This window comes from Nonomuraea sp. NPDC049486 (genome assembly GCF_040676925.1).
GTDB lineage: Bacteria > Actinomycetota > Actinomycetes > Streptosporangiales > Streptosporangiaceae > Nonomuraea > Nonomuraea ferruginea.
The window spans coordinates 259,018-275,100 of record NZ_JBFAPV010000006.1 but is presented as its reverse complement, the minus strand read 5'-3'; the positions used below and the strand labels follow the sequence as shown (position 1 = coordinate 275,100).

At 74.2% G+C, this 16,083-nt stretch carries 9 protein-coding genes; 3 read left to right on the top strand and 6 right to left on the bottom strand.

All coding sequences use genetic code 11. The features are described from left to right. Positions 1-114: 114 nt before the first annotated feature. The 3 genes from AB0K05_RS20050 to AB0K05_RS20040 form a co-directional block, all read right to left on the bottom strand. On the bottom strand, positions 115-2,943 hold the full coding sequence (locus tag AB0K05_RS20050; RefSeq protein ID WP_364230731.1) for an AAA family ATPase: 2,829 nt from the start codon (positions 2,941-2,943) through the stop codon (positions 115-117). Positions 2,944-3,276: 333 nt separating this feature from the next. Beyond that, the gene (locus tag AB0K05_RS20045; protein ID WP_364230728.1) at positions 3,277-6,417 is read right to left on the bottom strand and encodes a hypothetical protein; all 3,141 of its coding nucleotides are present in this window, start codon (positions 6,415-6,417) and stop codon (positions 3,277-3,279) included. A gap of 201 nt (positions 6,418-6,618) precedes the next feature. After that, complete coding sequence (locus AB0K05_RS20040; RefSeq protein WP_364230725.1) at positions 6,619-7,728, bottom strand: Xaa-Pro peptidase family protein; 1,110 nt, start codon at positions 7,726-7,728, stop codon at positions 6,619-6,621. Positions 7,729-7,858: 130 nt separating this feature from the next. Between AB0K05_RS20040 and AB0K05_RS20035 the strand changes: the two genes are divergently transcribed. The 3 genes from AB0K05_RS20035 (at position 7,859) to AB0K05_RS20025 (ending at position 11,413) form a co-directional block, all read left to right on the top strand. Continuing rightward, complete coding sequence (locus AB0K05_RS20035; RefSeq protein WP_271278166.1) at positions 7,859-9,031, top strand: SpoIIE family protein phosphatase; 1,173 nt, start codon at positions 7,859-7,861, stop codon at positions 9,029-9,031. Further along, complete coding sequence (locus AB0K05_RS20030) at positions 9,031-9,924, top strand: 5'-3' exonuclease H3TH domain-containing protein (protein WP_364230946.1); 894 nt, start codon at positions 9,031-9,033, stop codon at positions 9,922-9,924. Before AB0K05_RS20035 ends, AB0K05_RS20030 begins: the two co-directional genes overlap by 1 nt. A gap of 64 nt (positions 9,925-9,988) precedes the next feature. Next, positions 9,989-11,413 carry an RNB domain-containing ribonuclease gene (locus AB0K05_RS20025; protein WP_364230722.1) on the top strand — a complete coding sequence of 475 codons (1,425 nt, stop codon included), beginning with the start codon at positions 9,989-9,991 and terminating at the stop codon, positions 11,411-11,413. 78 nt (positions 11,414-11,491) lie between these two features. Here the strand turns inward: AB0K05_RS20025 and AB0K05_RS20020 are convergent, their stop codons facing one another. The 3 genes from AB0K05_RS20020 to tatC form a co-directional block, all read right to left on the bottom strand. Next, positions 11,492-14,227, bottom strand: coding sequence for a DEAD/DEAH box helicase (locus AB0K05_RS20020; protein ID WP_148031435.1), 2,736 nt, complete (start codon positions 14,225-14,227; stop codon positions 11,492-11,494). A gap of 75 nt (positions 14,228-14,302) precedes the next feature. After that, positions 14,303-15,190, bottom strand: coding sequence for a YegS/Rv2252/BmrU family lipid kinase (locus tag AB0K05_RS20015; protein WP_219545716.1), 888 nt, complete (start codon positions 15,188-15,190; stop codon positions 14,303-14,305). A 17-nt stretch (positions 15,191-15,207) separates the two neighbouring features. Then, the gene (tatC, locus tag AB0K05_RS20010) at positions 15,208-16,083 is read right to left on the bottom strand and encodes a twin-arginine translocase subunit TatC (RefSeq protein WP_246640117.1); all 876 of its coding nucleotides are present in this window, start codon (positions 16,081-16,083) and stop codon (positions 15,208-15,210) included.

The window sequence follows — 16,083 nt, the reverse complement described above, 5'->3', positions numbered from 1 at the left end:
TGAGCATCGCCGTTCCCGCCGCCACGCGGCTTCGTGGCCGGCCGCGCCGGTCCCCTCCTCCCGGCGCGGCCGTCACCGTGCGGGAGCCGGGCAGGCTCCCGCCTCAGGACCCGGCTAGGGGTTCTCCCCGTAGGCGGCCAACCGGGCGGCCAGCGCCACCCTGGAGCCGATGCCGAGCTTGGTGTAGATCTTCCCGATGTGGTATTCGACGGTCTTGACGCTGATGAGCAGCTCGCGGGCGATCTGCCGGTTGGTCAACCCGTCGGCCACCAGCGTCGCGGTGCTGAACTCCTGCGGCGTCAGCCCCAGCCGCGCCGTCACCGCCGGCTCCAGCCCGCACGCCTCCAGTTCCTGCGCGCACCGCGCGACCATGGGTCTGGCCCCCAGCCCCGCGAAGTCCGCCCGCGCGGCCTGCAACCGCTCGGCCGCCAGCCTCCTCCTTCCGGTACGGCGCAGCAGCCGGCCCAGGTCGAGCAGCACACGTGCCTCCTCCATGCGGCATCCGGCGTCGCCCGCGAGTTCGAGCGCGGCGGTGAAGCGTTCCTCGGCGGCGGCTGGAACGTTCCGCGCGGCGAACAGCAGACCTTCGAGCCTGGCCCGCTGGGCCCGCGCGCGGGGCCCGTCACCGGCGTCGGCCAGGCCGTCGAGCACGACCTGCGCCTCCTGCAGCGCGCCCTCCGCCACGAACGTCTCCACGAGCTGCGGCCGCGGGTCGGGCACGAACGCGTCCCCGGCGGTGGGCGGCGCCGCCCCGGCCCCGAGCACGGCCATGGCCAGATCAGCCTGCGTCTCGCCGAGCACGCTGCGCTGGCGCCCGGCCTCCTCCCGCGCCGCCGTGACGTGCGCCAGCGCCCGGTCGTGCTCGCCCCTGGCGGCCAGCGGCGCCACGCACGCCACCTCCAGGCACGGCAGCAGCCACCGCTGCCCCAGCCCTGCGGCCTCGGCCACGGCCCGCTCGGCCCGCTCGGCCCGCTCGACCGCGTCGTCCCAGCGACCGTCGCGGTACTCGGCCACGGCCAGCAGGGCGAGCGCGAGCAGCCGGTGGCAGGGCAGCCCGGCCTCGGCCAGCTCGCCCGCCGCCCGGTCGAGCACCTCGCGGGCCGGGCCGACCTCGTCCTCGCGCAGCAGCCGCACCGCCTCGGCCAGGCTCCCCGGAGGCGCCTGCGGGCACGGGTCCCCGGCCAGGGCCAGCACGTCGTACGGTCGCGCGGCGGGGCTCTGGATCGGCTGGTCCAGCGCCAGCCTCGCCCACCGGGCCGCCTCCGGCCGGTCGTCGCCGAGCAGGCGCAGCCACGCGAGCCGCTCGGCGACGTCGGCCGCGTACGACGTCTCCCGGTGCGACCACGCCTCCTCCAGCAGCCTCCCGGCGTCCTCCAGGCGGCCCTCGGCCAGGGCGAGCCTGCCGAGCACGTAGCGGCGCACGGGGCGCGGGTCGGCGTTCGGCGACGCGGCCAGCTGGGCGGCGCGGACGACGTCGCCGCCGACCAGCACGTGCTCCAGGGCCGCGGTGCGCAGCTCGTCGCGCCTTCCGGCGGAGTGGGTGAGCCCGGCGGCCAGTTCCAGGTGGGTGGCGGCCTCGTGCCACAGCCCGTGCTGCGCCTCCTTGGCCGCGTACCAGGCCAGTTCCTCGGCCAGCCCTTCGTCGGGGCCGGACGCGGCGGCGGCCCGGTGGCGCAGCTCGGCGCCGGTGTCGCCGGCGATCCGGGCGGCGGCCAGATGGAGCCGCGCCCGCGTCCCGGCTCCGAGAGCGTCGTAGGCGGCGGCCCTCCCCAGCGGTTCCCGGAACCGGATCGCCCGCCCGGCCTCCTCGACCAGGACCCCGGCCTCCACCGCGTTCTCCAGCGCGTCCAGCTCCGGTGTCCGGGCGCCGGTCGCTCCCTCCGTACGCGCTCCGGTCTCCGGGGAGTGGTCGGCTCCAGCCCTCGCCGCTGTGCCGGCCATCGCCCTGGCCACCGTGGCGGCCTCGTACAGGGTGCAGCCGTCCCCCAGCACCGCGCACGCCGCGATGAGCGCCCGCGCCCTCGGCCCGCAGGATCGCAGCCGCCGCGTGAACGTGGCCGCGTACGTGACGGGGGCGGGCAGCCGCACTCCTGGGTCGGCGAGCACCGACGCCGGGAAGGCGGCGAGCATCGCGCGGGCGTGCAGCGGGTTGCCCAGGGTGTGCGCGTGCAGCCGCGCCGCCGCCCGCGGGGGCAGCGTCTCCCTGGCGGACGCCTGGCCCGTGCTCGCCCCTGTGGCGCCGGGTCCCCTGCTCAGCACCATGAGCGCCGGCCCGGCGCGCCCGCTCTCCTCCCCGGGCGGCGGCTCCCCGTTCTTCTCTCCCCCCGGGAGCCGCCGCCTCGTACCGGCCGCCTTTCCAGGACTCCCCATGTCCTTCGGCGGCCGTCCCCCGGTCGCGCCCTCAGGCGCCCGTTCGGGCAGCCTGGCCAGTTCCGCGACCGAGAGTCCCTGGAGGGAGATCCGGCAGGCGCCGTCGCCGGTCAGCAGCCGCCGCAGACCCACCGGCAGCCACGGATCGTCGGCGTCGCGGCAGGCGACCAGCACCAGCACCCGCTCGCCGCCGAGCCTCCGCACGGTGTAGCAGAGCGCGCGCAGCGACGGCCGGTCGGCCCACTGCGCGTCGTCCACCAGCACGACCACGGGCCCGTCGGCCTGCGAGCGGCGGATCGCCTCACACATGGCCTGGCCGACGGTCCACGGATCGTCCCCCGCCACGTCGGGCAGCAACTGGCGGACGATCCCGTACCGCAGGTGCCGTTCACCGGCGTCGCCGCAGGCGGCGAGCGTCCGGACCTTGGAAGCGTCGCCGAGCGCTTGCCGGATGAGAGCGGTCTTGCCGATGCCTTCCGGCCCTTCGACCACCGCCCTGCGGGCAGGCCCGGCGGCCGACAGGCGCAGCTCGGCTCGTAGCAGGTCGAGCTCGGCTTCTCTCCCCACGAACATCGCTTCCTCCCTCCCTCGCCTTTCCCAGAGGTGGTTGGAGCGGATTTGATACACCTTTGAATCACGTTGTGGCAGCGGTCACACTCGCGCGGGCAGCGGCTGCCGTTTGGGCGACGAGGCCGCCTGCCCGAGCTGCGCCGGCCGCTCGTCCTGGGCGTCATGGCCGTCGCCGCGCTCGTCGTCCACCCGCTGCCGTGTGGAAGCGGCCGGCCGTGAACCGCCGCCCGGCCACGGCGGCACCGCGGACAACACCAGCACCGCCCCGGCCGGCGTGATCCCCGCCGCGTAGCCGCGGCTGCCCGCCCCGGCTTCGGCCCCACGATCGCCCGGCCGTCAGCCGCTGACGAGTTCCAGGAGACGGCGCGCTTCCTCGGCCATCCTGCTGCCTCCCCGGCGGGCGGCCACCTCGGCCAGCCGTTCGATCCCGGGCCGTCCCCGCACCGGGGCCAAGGGCGCCAGGGGGCCTGCCGTCCGCGCGTACGCCGCGGTCTCGGCGGCGACCACCAGCAGGCCCGCCAGACCGGCGCGGGGCCGCTCGCCCGGCGCGGGCAGCAGCGCGGGCAGGGCCTCGGCGAGAACACCCCACACCCCCGTGTACGCGCCGGCGGTCGTGGCCTGCTGCAGCGCCTCGGTCAGAGCGCCCAGCCTGACCGCGTCCGCGCCGAGGAGCTGGACGACGGTCCGGCCCACGGCGGCGGCGGGCAGCTCGCCCCGGATGGTCAGCGTGACGAGCGCGTCGACGGCGTGGCCGCGCCGCTCCGGCTGGCGGTGGCCGAGGCCGAAGGTGACGACGGCCGCCACCGCGTCGCCTGCGGGTCCGTCAGCGTGCGCGAGCGCCGCCACGATCGCCTGGACCCCGTCGCGGCGGCTGAAGCCCTGAGGGAGGAAGCGGGCCAGATGGGCGGCGACGACCTCCGGGTGCGACGGCATGATCGCGGGCCACGCCGCCATCGTGTGCGGGTACGACAGGTAGCGCGCCCCCTCGAACGGCGTCCACAGCTCGGCGATCGGCGGCGGGATCTCCCGCGGCGCCGCGATCCGGCCGTCCACCTCTACGGACGCGGAGCCGTACTGATTCGCCCTCGTCCGCACCTGGCACGTCACGTCGGGATCGGGCAGGCCGCCACGGCGCAGCCAGTGGGCCAGCGCCCGTCCGGGCGCGGACCCGAGCCGGTCGGCGCGCTCGGCGAGTGCGGGGTCGAGCCGCCGCGGCAGGCGCAGCAGGGCCTGGTGGAAGTCGGCTTCGAGCGGCTCGGCGCCGCCCGGCGACTCCATGCGCTCCAGCAGCGTCACCGGGTCGACGTGGCCGGTGGGCTCGGTGGGGGTGGCCAGCAGCACGGGCACGCTCCCGCCCGACTCGAACAGCTCGATCACCTCGTTCAGCCGCCGGGCCAGGAACCGCTGGAGCGGGTGCGGGTAGTTCCAGTGCACGTCCTGGGCGACCATGTCGTCGGGCACCTGGCTCTCGCCGGGCGCGACCACCGCCAGCGCGCACCGGGCCAGCAAGCGCTGCAGGTCCTGCTGGGGGCCGGTCAGCAGGTACGGCTGCCGCTCGGCCGCCGTCCGGCGCCACGGCCGCAGGGCCTCGGCCAGGGCGTCGCGGTCGCGGTGGACCAGCGTCACGAGCGCGGCGAGGATCCGTTCGGCCCGCTGCAGCTCCATCTGCCAGCTCATGGCGCCCAGCTCGTACGCGACCTCGCCGGGGGTCGTGATCGGAGGAGGCAGCGGCGCGAGCGCGCCGGGCACCGGCGCGGGCGGAACCGGCCCCATCTCCTCCCGCACCGGGATCGGCCCGATGACGGCGCCCAGCCGCTCCCGCCACCGCATGGGCAGCCCGCCCGCCGCCTCCCGCACCACCTCCACCGCCTCACCCACCTCGAACGCCTCACCCACCTCCAACGCACCGCCCCCGGCGACGTTCTCAATGTCTCCCACCTCCCCCGCGAGGTTTTCGGTGGCCCGTCCATCCCTCATGAGGTTCTCAGCGGCCCCGGCATCCCACATCAGGTTCTCGGTGGCTTGCGCCTTCCTGGCGAGGCCGTCTCCCGCTCGGCGCGTAAGGGTCCTGCCGTCTCCCGCTTCGCGCGCAAGGTTCTCGGTGGCTTGCGCCTTCCTGGCGAGGCCATCTCCCGCTCCGCGTGTAAGGGTCCCGCCGTCTCCTACCTCCCCCACGAGCGTCTCGAAGGGCCCCGCATCCCTCACGAGGTTCTTGGCGGCCCTCGCTTCCCTCGAAAGGATCTCGACGGCGCCCACCTCCCCCGTGAAGTTTTCGCCGTTTGTGACAACCGCCGGTTTCTGCGGCTGCTCGGTGGCCGGTGCGTACGCGCGACCTTTCGCGGCCTTCCGACGAGGAGCGGCGGGGGACCCCGGGGTGGAGGGGGTGAGGGCCTGGTGGGCGAGGGTGGTGGCGAGGCGGGCGGCACGGTCGCGGAGTGCGGGGGACTCCTCGGAGAACACGGTGGCGAGGGCGTGCAGGGCGGCGGGGGCCCGGGAGGGCGTGGTTCGGTCGGCGATCCAGGAGAGTGCCGCGGCGACGTTCTTCTTCTCCGGGCGGAAGGCCAGCGACCGCACGGCCTCGCCGAACAGCTCGTCGTCCAGCAGCCCGGCCGCGTCGGCCCGGCGCAGCTCCCCGGCCAGCAGCCCCGCCAGCGCCGGGGACGCCGACGGCAGCAGGCGGACGAAGTCGAGCACCGGGATCTCGGTGACGTCCACGGCCAGACAGCTCCAGAGCGTCACGAACGGCGCGACCTCCTCGGGCGCTCCCCCGGCCATGAACCGGCCGGCGCAGCCGTCGACCATCGTCTCCCGCTTGACCAGCCCGTCCGCGGCCATGCCCGCCAGGCGTGCCGCCGCGGAGACGCCGTGGTTGCGGGCCTCGCTCCAGTTGAGCGCGGCGGCCACCCCGGCCGCCTCGAACAGGCGGGGCGCCACGACGTCGAGCAGCGGCGGCACGTCCTGTGTCATCCAGACCGCCATGGCCAGCCGCCACGCCCAGCCCTCGGCGAAGGCGTCGTTGCCGGGCGGCTCGACGCCGGTGGCCTCGACCAGCGCGGCGGCCAGCTCCCAGTTGGGCACCCGTTCGTCGAACCCGCGCCGCCGCACCGGCCGCAGCCCTTCCACCAGGCGCACGGCGAGGTCGGCACGCCACTCGTCCGTACGGGGGGAGAGCAGGGACACGATGCGGGCGGCGTCGGTCCGCGGGTCGCGCACCTGGCGCAGGTCCTGGCGGTCGAGCCAGTCGGCGACCTGCGCCGCCCCGCTCAGGCACGCGGCCCCGGCGGCGCGCAACCTGGGGGCCCGGTCCTGGAGCCACCAGCGGCCCTCCATGCCCTCGCGCCGCACCTCGGCCACGTACGAGGGCAGGTGCGCGGCGACGGCTCGCCTGCCGAGGTCGTTGAGCGAGTGCAGGAACGTCACCAGCTCGTCGAGCGTCCCGTCCTCGATCCGGTCGACGACCTCCCGCCACGGGTTCACCTGAGCACCTCCGCCTGGTCACGCCCGCGCAGGGGGCGTCCCAGGCGCACGGTGCGCCGGAACGGCGACGGGCATGGCACGGACGCTAGCGATCACCCCCGACATTCCGCCCCACGCCGCCCACCACCCGCCCGTACGCCACGACGAGCCGGTTCGCGCGCCCCGGCATCACGACGTGGACGACACCGGGGCAGCACACGATCACACGACGACGAGCTCCCGGGTGGTGACGTTGAGACGGTCGGCGCCTGATTCGGTGCAGACGACGATGTCCTCGATCCGCGCCCCGTGTGACCCCTGCAGGTAGATGCCGGGCTCGATGGAGAAGGCGAAGCCGGGCTCCAGCGGCTCGCCGTTGCCGGCGACGATGTACGGGTCCTCGTGGCCCTCGACGCCGATGCCGTGGCCGGTGCGGTGGATGAAGTGGTCGCCGTAGCCCGCCTCGGCGATGATGTCGCGGGCGGCCGCGTCGATCGACTCGCACGACACCCCGGGACGGACGGCCGCGCAGGCCGCGTCCTGGGCGCGGCGCAGCACCTCGTAGTAGGCGGCGAAGTCGGCCGGCGGCTCGCCGACGCAGTAGGTGCGGGTGGAGTCGGAGCAGTAGCCGCTGGGCATCTGGCCGCCGATGTCGACCACGACCGGCTCGCCGGCCTGGATGACCCGGTCGGACACGTCGTGGTGCGGGCTGGCCCCGTTGGGCCCGGAGGCGACGATGGTGAAGTCGACGGTGGCGTGGCCGGTGGCGAGGATGGCCTCGGCGATGTCGCGCGCCACCTCCCGCTCGGTGCGGCCGGCCCGCAGGAAGCCGGGCACCTGCCGGTGCACCGCGTCGATCGCCTCGCCGGCCTCGCGCAGCGCCGCCACCTCGGCGGGCGACTTGCGCATGCGCAGCTCGCGCAGCACGCTCCCGGCGAGCACCTGCTCGGTGTCGGGCAGCACGTCGCGGAAGCGCAGCGACGCCATCGCCCACATGCGGTCGGCGACGCCGACCTTGCCGACCGGCCCGAGCCGGTCGGCGGCGATCCGGTAGGGATCGTCCGTCTCGTCCCAGGCCACGAACTCCAGGCCGAGCCGGGAGGCGGGCGACGCCTGCGCGGCCGGCAGCTCCAGCCTGGGCACCATCATGTACGGGTCGGCCGCGGCGGGCACCACCAGGCAGGTCAGCCGCTCCAGCGGCTTGGCGTCGTAGCCACTGACGTAGCGCAGGTCGGGGCCCGGCGTGAGCAGCAGGGCGTCGACACCGGCCTTGGCGGTGGCCTCCCGCACGGCGGCCAGGCGGGACACGGGATACAAGTCTGAGGACGTCACAGGCTTAATGTACTCGCCTAAAATCCGCGAAAAGCTCTCACCACACCCCATTCCCCAGACACACAGCGCACGTGCATCATCACGTACTGTGATGTCAAATGTCCCGTTCCCACACCGGCCGGAGGTCCCGATGAGCATGCTCGACGGCGACATCGAGCTGCTCGCCGCCCGCCTGGCGCACGCCCAGCGGCTGGGCAACATGGGCTGGGCGGAGTGGAATCTGCGCACCGGCGGCATCGTGTGGTCCGAGCAGGTGTACGCGATCTTCGGCAGGGACCCGGTGCAGGGCCCGCTGCCTCTGGCGAACCTGGCCGCCTACGTCGAGCCCGCCGACCTGGCCGCGCTGGACGAACTGCTGTGGACGGTGACGCAGGGCGTGGAGCCGGTCCAGGCCGAGTTCCGCGTCCGCCGTGCCGACGGTGACGTGCGCAATCTGCGCATGGTCCTGGAGCCGCTGATGGCGCCCGGCGGGCCGACCGGCGTGCACGGGGTGATCCAGGACATCACGGGCCGCCGCCGCGCGGAACGCATCATGTCGGAGTCGCGCCGCCAGCTTCTGGAGGCGCGGGTGCAGGCCGCCGAGGAGCGGCACGTGATGCTGGCGCTGCGCGAGGCGATCCTGCCGGAGCCGGTCGGCTGCCTGGACCTGCCGCACACCAGGATCGCGGTACGGTACGTGCCCGCGGAGAAGACGGCGAGCCTGGGCGGCGACTGGTTCGAGGCGGCGGCCCTGCCCGACGGGCGGGCGCTGCTGGCCATCGGCGACGTGTCCGGCCACGGCCTGCCGGCGATCGCGCACATGGCCCAGCTCCGCCACGCCCTGGTCGGGCTGACGATGACGGGCGAGCCGCCGAACCAGCTGCTGACCTGGCTGAACGACCTGGTGCTCCACCGCCTGGCCGACACCACCGCGACGGCGATCATCGGCCATCTGGACGCGGCCACCCGGGTGTTCACCTGGGGGCAGGCGGGCAACCTGGCGCCGGTGCTGGTGCGCGACGGCGTGGCCAGCAGGCTCGCCCCGCCGCGCGGCATCCTGCTGGGCGCCACCGGCGAGGTTCCCTACCAGCTCGCCACGACCCGGCTGCGGAGCGGCGACCTGGTCCTGATGTTCACCGACGGGCTGGTGGAGCGGCGCACCCGCGACATCGACGAGGGCCTGGACCTGGTGATGACGGCGGCGTGCAAGCTGCCGGGCCGCGACCTGGACGAAGGCCTGGACCGGCTGCTGGAGGACATCGGCGGCCCGAACCCGGAAGACGACGCGTGTCTGCTGGCGGTGGGCATACTGGGCACGTGCTGATGCTTCTGGACACTCCCTCGCTCTACTTCCGCGCCTTCTACGGCATCCCTGAGACGATCACCGCGCCCGACGGCATGCCGGTGAACGCGGTGCGGGGGCTGATCGACATGATGGCCACGCTGGTGCGCGGCCACTCCCCCACCGGGCTGGCGGCCACCATGGACGCCGACTGGCGGCCCGCCTTCCGGGTGGCGGCGCTGCCCTCGTACAAGGCCCACAGGGTCGCCCACGGCGACGTCGAGGAGGTGCCGGAGGCGCTGGTGCCGCAGATCGCGGTGATCGAGCAGGTGCTGGACGCGCTCGGCATCCCCCGGCCGCAGTCGCCGGGCTACGAGGCCGACGACGTCATCGGCACGCTCACGTACCAGGCGCCCGGCGCGGTGGACATCGTGACCGGCGACCGCGACCTGTTCCAGCTCGTCGACGACGCCCGCCCGGTGCGGGTCCTCTACACCGCGCGCGGGGTGCGCAACCTGCAGCTGGTGGACGAGGCGTGGGTGAGCGCCAAGTACGGCATCCCGGGCCGCGGCTACGCCGACTTCGCGACGCTCCGCGGCGACCCGAGCGACGGCCTGCCGGGGGTCCCGGGTGTGGGCGAGAAGACGGCGGCGGCGCTGGTCACCCGGTTCGGCTCGCTGGCGGCGATGCTGGAGGCGCTCGACGGGGGCGGCGCCGAGGGGTTCCCCGCGGGCGCGCGCAACAAGCTGGCCGCCGCGCGCGACTATCTGGAGGCCGCGCCGGTCGTGGTCAAGGTCGCGCACGACGCGCCGCTGCCCGACGCCGACCTGACGCTGCCTGCCAAGCCGCGCGACCCGGAGGCGCTGGTGGCGCTGGCCGACCGTTACGGGCTCGACGGGCCGCTCAACAGGTTGCTGGACGTGCTGAACCGCTAGGGCGCACGAGAATCCGACATATGGGTTTAATGCCGCGAGTCGCCCGGCCCGATAGGTTGACCCCGTGTCGAAGACGACCAGCATCCGGGTCCCGGCCGGGGTCCCCGCCCGCCTCGAAGACGGGTTCGGCCGGATCCGGCGCGAGCTGAAGCTGCCGGACGCCTTCCCGGCCAGAGTGGCCGAGGAGGCCGCCTGGGTGGCCCGGGTGCCCAGACCGGGCGGCGAGGACCTGACCGGGCTGCCGTTCGTCACCGTCGACCCGCCCGGCTCGATGGACCTGGACCAGGCGTTCCACCTGGAGCGGCTGCGCGGCGGCTACCGGGTCTGGTACGCGATCGCCGACGTGGGCGCGTTCGTCCGCCCCGGCGGCGTGATCGACGCCGAGGCCCGGGCCAGGGGCGCGACCGTCTACCTGCCCGGCGGCAACGTGCCGCTGCACCCGCCGGTGCTGTCGGAGGGCGCGGCCAGCCTGCTGCCGGGCGCGGAGCGGCCCGCCGTGGTCTGGCGGATCGACCTCGACGGCGACGGCCGCACGGTCGGCGTGGACGTGCTGCGGGCGCTGGTGCGCAGCCGCGAGCGGCTCGACTACGAGTACGTGCAGGCGGCGGTCGAGACCGGCACCGCCGACGGCACGATCGGCCTGCTGGCCGAGATCGGCGGGCTGCGGCTGGCGCTGGAGCGCGACCGCGGCGGGGTGACGCTGCCGACGCCGGAGCAGCAGTTGGTCCCGTCCGACGGCGGCTACCGGCTGGAGTACCGGCTGCCGCTGCCCGCCGAGGCGTGGAACGCCCAGCTGTCGCTGCTGGCGGGGACGGCTGCGGCGCAGCTGATGCTGGAGGCGGAGATCGGCGTCCTCCGGGTGCTGCCCGCGCCCCGCCCGGCCGACCTGGACCGGGTGCGCCGGGTGGCGCTGGCCCTGGAGGTGCCGTGGCCCGAGGGCGCCGCCTACGGCGCGGTGGTGCACGGCCTGGACGCCAAGCTGCCCCGGCACGCGGCGTTCCTGCACGAGGCGCGGGTGCTGCTGCGCGGCGCCGGGTACGCGGCCTTCGACGGTACGCCGCCGAAACTGGCCGAGCACGCCGCGGTCGCGGCCCCGTACGCGCATGTGACGGCGCCGCTGCGGCGGCTGGTGGACCGCTACGCGAGCGAGGTGTGCCTGGCGATCGCCGCGGGCGAGCCGGTGCCGTCGGACGTGCGCCGGGCGCTGGCCGAGCTGCCGGAGCTGATGGCGGTCTCCGGCCGGCGGGCGGGCACGGCCGAGCGGGCCTGCGTCGACCTGGTCGAGGCCTACCTGCTGCGCGACCTGATCGGGCAGGAGTTCACCGCGATGGTGGTCGACGTGCACGAGCGCGGCGGCGGGCTGGTGCAGCTGGCCGACCCGGCCGTGATCGCGCGCTGCGACGGCGACCTGCCGCTGGGCGAGCAGGTGACCGTACGGCTCATCAGGGCCGAGCCGGCCACCCGCGAGGTCCGCTTCGCCCTCCCCTGAGCAGGTCCCCGGGCACGGTCCTGAGCACGAGCACGGTCCTGAGCACGGTCGCGGGGACGCTCCGCTGCGCGCGGGCGGTCACACCAGCGACGAGTACGCCACCACGCCGCGCCGCATCCCGTCGACGGCCTTCGTCGCGGTCTGCCTGATCGCGCTGCCGGGCGGGGCCGCGCTGCTGATCTGGCCGAGCAGGTCCATCAGCTGCTTGATCCAGCGGACGAAGTCGCCGGCCGCCAGCTCGCTGCCGTTGACGCCGTCCATCAGCACCGCGTCGAGGCTGTGGCCCTTGGTCCACCGGAACGCCGCCCAGGCGAAGGCCAGGTCGGGCTCGCGGATGGTGGACAGGCCGTGGTCGGCCTCGATGCCCTCCAGCTCGCCCCACAGCCGGATCATGGCCGTCAGCGCGTCCTGCGCCCGCCCGGCGGGGATCTTCGGCCTGCGGGCGTCGTCGGACTGGCGCGACTCGAACACCAGCGCCGACACGCACGCCGCCAGCTCGGCCGGGTCGAGCTCCTCCCACAGGCCGCTGCGCAGGCACTCGGCGGTCAGCAGGTCGAGCTCGGTGTAGAGGCGGCCCAGGCGGCGGCCCTCGTCGGTGACGTGCTCGCCGTGGAGGTAGCCCAGCTGCTCCAGCACCGAGCAGATGCGGTCGAAGGTGCGCGAGATGACGTGGGAGCGGCCCTCCACCCTGCGGCGCAGCCCTTGGGTCTCGCGCAGCAGCTTGTGGTAGCGCTCGGCCCAGCGGGCGTGGTCCTCGCGCTCGTCGCAGCCGTGGCAGGGATGCTGCCTGATCTGCCGGCGCAGGTCGTTGATCTCCTCGTCCTCCACCGCGTGGTCGCGCGCCCTGGGCGGCTTGCCCAGGTCGCGGTCGCCGATCTTGGCCAGCAGGGTGGAGACCAGGTCGGCGCGTTCCTTCGGCGAGCGGCCGTTGAAGTTCTTCGGGATGCGGATCTTCTCCAGCGGCTCGACCGGCACCGGGAAGTCGGCCGGGTCGAGCTTCTTGACCTGCTTGCCGATGGTCAGCACCAGCGGCGTCGGCCCCGTCGCCGCCGACCTGTTGCGCGGGTTGCGGCCGGGGTCGAGCACGATCGCCAGCCCGGCCCGCCGGCCGCCGGGCACCCGGATGACGTCGCCGGGCTCCAGCGCCTCCAGCGAGCGCACCGCCGCCGCGCGCCGGGCCGCGCCGCGCTGGCGGGACATCTCCGCCTCCCGGTCGGACAGCCGCCTGCGCAGCGTCGCGTACGCGCCGAAGTCGCCCAGGTGGCAGGTCATCGCCTCCTGGTAGCCCTCCAGCGCCTCCTCCTGCTTGCGCAGCTGCTTGGCCAGCCCCACGACCGCCCGGTCGGCCTGGAACTGCGCGAACGACTCCTCCAGCAGCGCCCTGGCCCGCTCCCGCCCGAACTGGCCGACGAGGTTGACCGCCATGTTGTAGGAGGGCTGGAAGCTGGAACGCAGCGGGTAGGTGCGGGTGCCGGCCAGGCCGGCCACCGACAGCGGGTCCATGGCGGGCTGCCACAGCACCACCGCGTGGCCCTCGACGTCGATGCCGCGCCGGCCGGCCCGCCCGGTGAGCTGGGTGTATTCGCCGGGGGTGAGGTCGGCGTGGGTCTCGCCGTTCCACTTGTCGAGCTTCTCGATGACCACGCTGCGGGCCGGCATGTTGATGCCCAGGGCCAGCGTCTCGGTCGCGAACACCGCTTTGACCAGGCCGCGGGTGAACAGCTCCTCCACGACCTCCTTGAAGGCCGGCAGCATGCCCGCGTGGTGGGCCGCCAGCCCGCGCTCCAGGCAGTCGCGCCACTCCAGGTAGCCCAGCACGGCCAGGTCCTCGTCGGGCAGGTGGGCGGTGCGCTCGTCGACCAGCTGGCGGATCTCGTGGCGCTCCCGCTCGGTCGTCAGCCGGATCCCGGCGTACAGGCACTGCTGGACGGCCGCCTGACAGCCCGCGCGGGAGAAGATGAACGTGATCGCGGGCAGCAGCCCCTCGGCGTCGAGCTTCTCGATCACCTGCGCCCGGTCGGGCGGCCTGGACCGCGACGGCCGGTTGTAGCCGCGCCCGCGGCGGCCGGCCATCAGCCGCTCGGCGTCGCGCGTGACCCGCATCAGCGTCGGGTTGATGCGCGGCACGTCGTCATCGGGCAGGAACAGGTCGTAGATGCGGTTGCCGACCATCATGTGCTGCCACAGCGGCACCGGGCGGTGCTCGTCGACGATGACCGTGGTGTCGCCGCGCACCTCGCCGAGCCACTCGCCGAACTCCTCGGCGTTGCTGACCGTGGCCGACAGCGCGACCAGCCGGACCGACTCCGGCAGGTGGATGATGACCTCTTCCCAGACCGCGCCGCGGAACCGGTCGGCGAGGTAGTGGACCTCGTCCATGACGGCGAAGCCGAGCCCGGCCAGCGTGGCCGAGCCGGCGTAGAGCATGTTGCGCAGCACCTCGGTCGTCATGACGACGATGGGCGCCTCGCCGTTGACGCTGTTGTCGCCGGTCAGCAGGCCGACCTTGGCGGTGCCGTACCGCTTGACCAGGTCGTTGTACTTCTGGTTGGACAGCGCTTTGATCGGGGTCGTGTAGAAGCACTTGCGGCCCTGCTCCAGGGCGAGGTGGACGGCGAACTCGCCGACGACCGTCTTGCCCGATCCGGTCGGGGCCGCCACCAGCACGCCGTCGCCCGCCTCCAGCGCCCGGCAGGCGTCGATCTGGAAGTCGTCGAGCTCGAACTCGTACAGGCCCCGGAACGACCGGAGAGCGGCCTCGTCACCGGAGTACTTCTGACGGAAGGCCGCGTAGCGTTCCGCTGGCGTTGTCATACCCGCAAGCCTATCGAAACCGCCATTCCGGTCGGTCCCAAGGTGATCGTCTCCGGGCCGGCCGCCTTTACAAAGTCAGGTCAGTACGGTCAGCGCTCCCGGCCGGATCTCGCAGGTCACCGGGCCCGGCCCGATCCGCTCGCCGTCGGCGTAGGCCACCACGCCGGGCGCCTCCAGCCGCACGCTCCTGGCGCGCCGCACGGTGACGGCCCGGTGGGTCACGTGGGTGCCCCGGTAGACGCTGGGGAACACGCGCAGGAACTCGGCCTTGCCCAGCGCCTCCACCATCATCACGTCCAGCAGCCCGTCGTCGGGCAGCGCGTCGGGGCACACCCGCATCCCGGCGCCGTAGGAGGAGGTGTTGCCCACGGCCACGAGCATGGCCTCCCGCTCGTACGGCTCGCCGTCGTCGAGCGTGACCCGGAACGGGATGGGCTCGAAGGAGCGCAGCTCCTGCGCGGTGGCCAGCAGGTAGCGGGCCATGCCGGGCGGCCAGGTGAGCCGGTTGGCGCGCTCGTTCACCCGCGAGTCGAACCCGCAGCACACCACCCCGGCGAACAGCTCCTCGCCGTCGCCGGTGCCGATGCGGGCGGCGTCGACCGCCCGGGGCCGCATCCGCAGGACGGTCCCGGCCGCGGCGATCGGGTCCTTGTGCGCGAGGCCGAGCGCGGCCGCGATGTCGTTGCCGGTGCCGGCGGGGATGATGCCGAGGGGCACGTCGGTGCCGGCCACGGCCTGCACGGCCAGGTGGACCAGGCCGTCGCCGCCGAAGGCGACGAGCGCGTCGGGCCGCTCGGCGACCGCGAGGCAGGCCCGGTCGAGCGCGTCGGCGGCGTCGTCGCCGACGATCACGGACAGCTCGGCGCCGCCCGCGCGCAGTCTGCGGGCGACGGGTTCGAGCAGGCGCAGCGTCCGGCCGCCGCGGGCGGCAGGGTTGACGAGCAGGGCGAGATGGGGGGCCACGCCCCGGAACTTACCCCCTACCGCGCGGAACCGGAATCCTCTTCCAGCTTGCCGTCCGGATCGGAGCCGAGGTCGAGCGGTGAGATCTCGTCGTCGGACAGGTGGTCGAACTCGCCGGCGGGACGCCGCTTCTCCCGCAGGTACATGAACAGCTCGGCGCCCAGGAACAGCACGATCATCGGCGTGGCCAGCGCCATCATGGTGATCGGGTCACCGCCAGGGGTGACGATCGCGCCGAAGACGAACATCAGGAAGACGACCAGCCGCCGGTGCTTGGCCACCGTCGCGTGCTGCAGCACCCCGATGACGTTGAGGAACACCAGCAGCAGCGGCAGCTCGAACGACACCCCGAAGATCAACAGCATGATCAGGACGTAGTCGAGGTACTGGTCGATCGCGATGGTGGCGACCGTGCCGTCGAGGCTGAAGCCGAGCAGGAACCCCAGGGCGACGTCCATGATGAGGTAGGACAGCGCCGCGCCCGCCACGAACAGCGGGATGGCCAGCGCCATGAACCCCATCGTGAAGCGCTTCTCGGTGCGGTAGAGCGCGGGGGTGACGAACGCCCAGATCTGGTAGAGCCAGACCGGCGACGCCAGCACCAGGCCCACCATCAGCGAGATCTTCAGCGTGATGAAGAACGACGAGAAGATGCCGTTGTAGGTGAGGCTGCACTCGCCGGTGAGCTGGTGTGACTGGGTCGTGGAGCAGTAGGGGTCCTTGAGCACCTCCCACACCGGCCCCGACACGATCCAGCCGGCGATCACGCCCACCGTGACGGCGGCGATCGCGATCAGCAGCCGGTTGCGCAGCTCGCGGAGGTGGTCCATGAGCGGCATCCGGCCTTCGGCGTCACGCGGTGCCTTGGGCTCCGACCGTTTCAGCAGCGCCAT

Excerpts from the sequence above, each read along its gene's own strand:
- AB0K05_RS20050 (WP_364230731.1), bottom strand. The coding sequence starts at position 2,943 with ATGTTCGTGGGGAGAGAAGCCGAGCTCGACCTGCTACGAGCCGAGCTG.
- AB0K05_RS20035 (WP_271278166.1), top strand. The coding sequence starts at position 7,859 with ATGAGCATGCTCGACGGCGACATCGAGCTGCTCGCCGCCCGCCTGGCG.
- AB0K05_RS20030 (WP_364230946.1), top strand. The coding sequence starts at position 9,031 with ATGCTTCTGGACACTCCCTCGCTCTACTTCCGCGCCTTCTACGGCATC.
- AB0K05_RS20020 (WP_148031435.1), bottom strand. The coding sequence starts at position 14,227 with ATGACAACGCCAGCGGAACGCTACGCGGCCTTCCGTCAGAAGTACTCC.
- tatC (WP_246640117.1), bottom strand. The coding sequence starts at position 16,083 with ATGGCGCTGCTGAAACGGTCGGAGCCCAAGGCACCGCGTGACGCCGAA.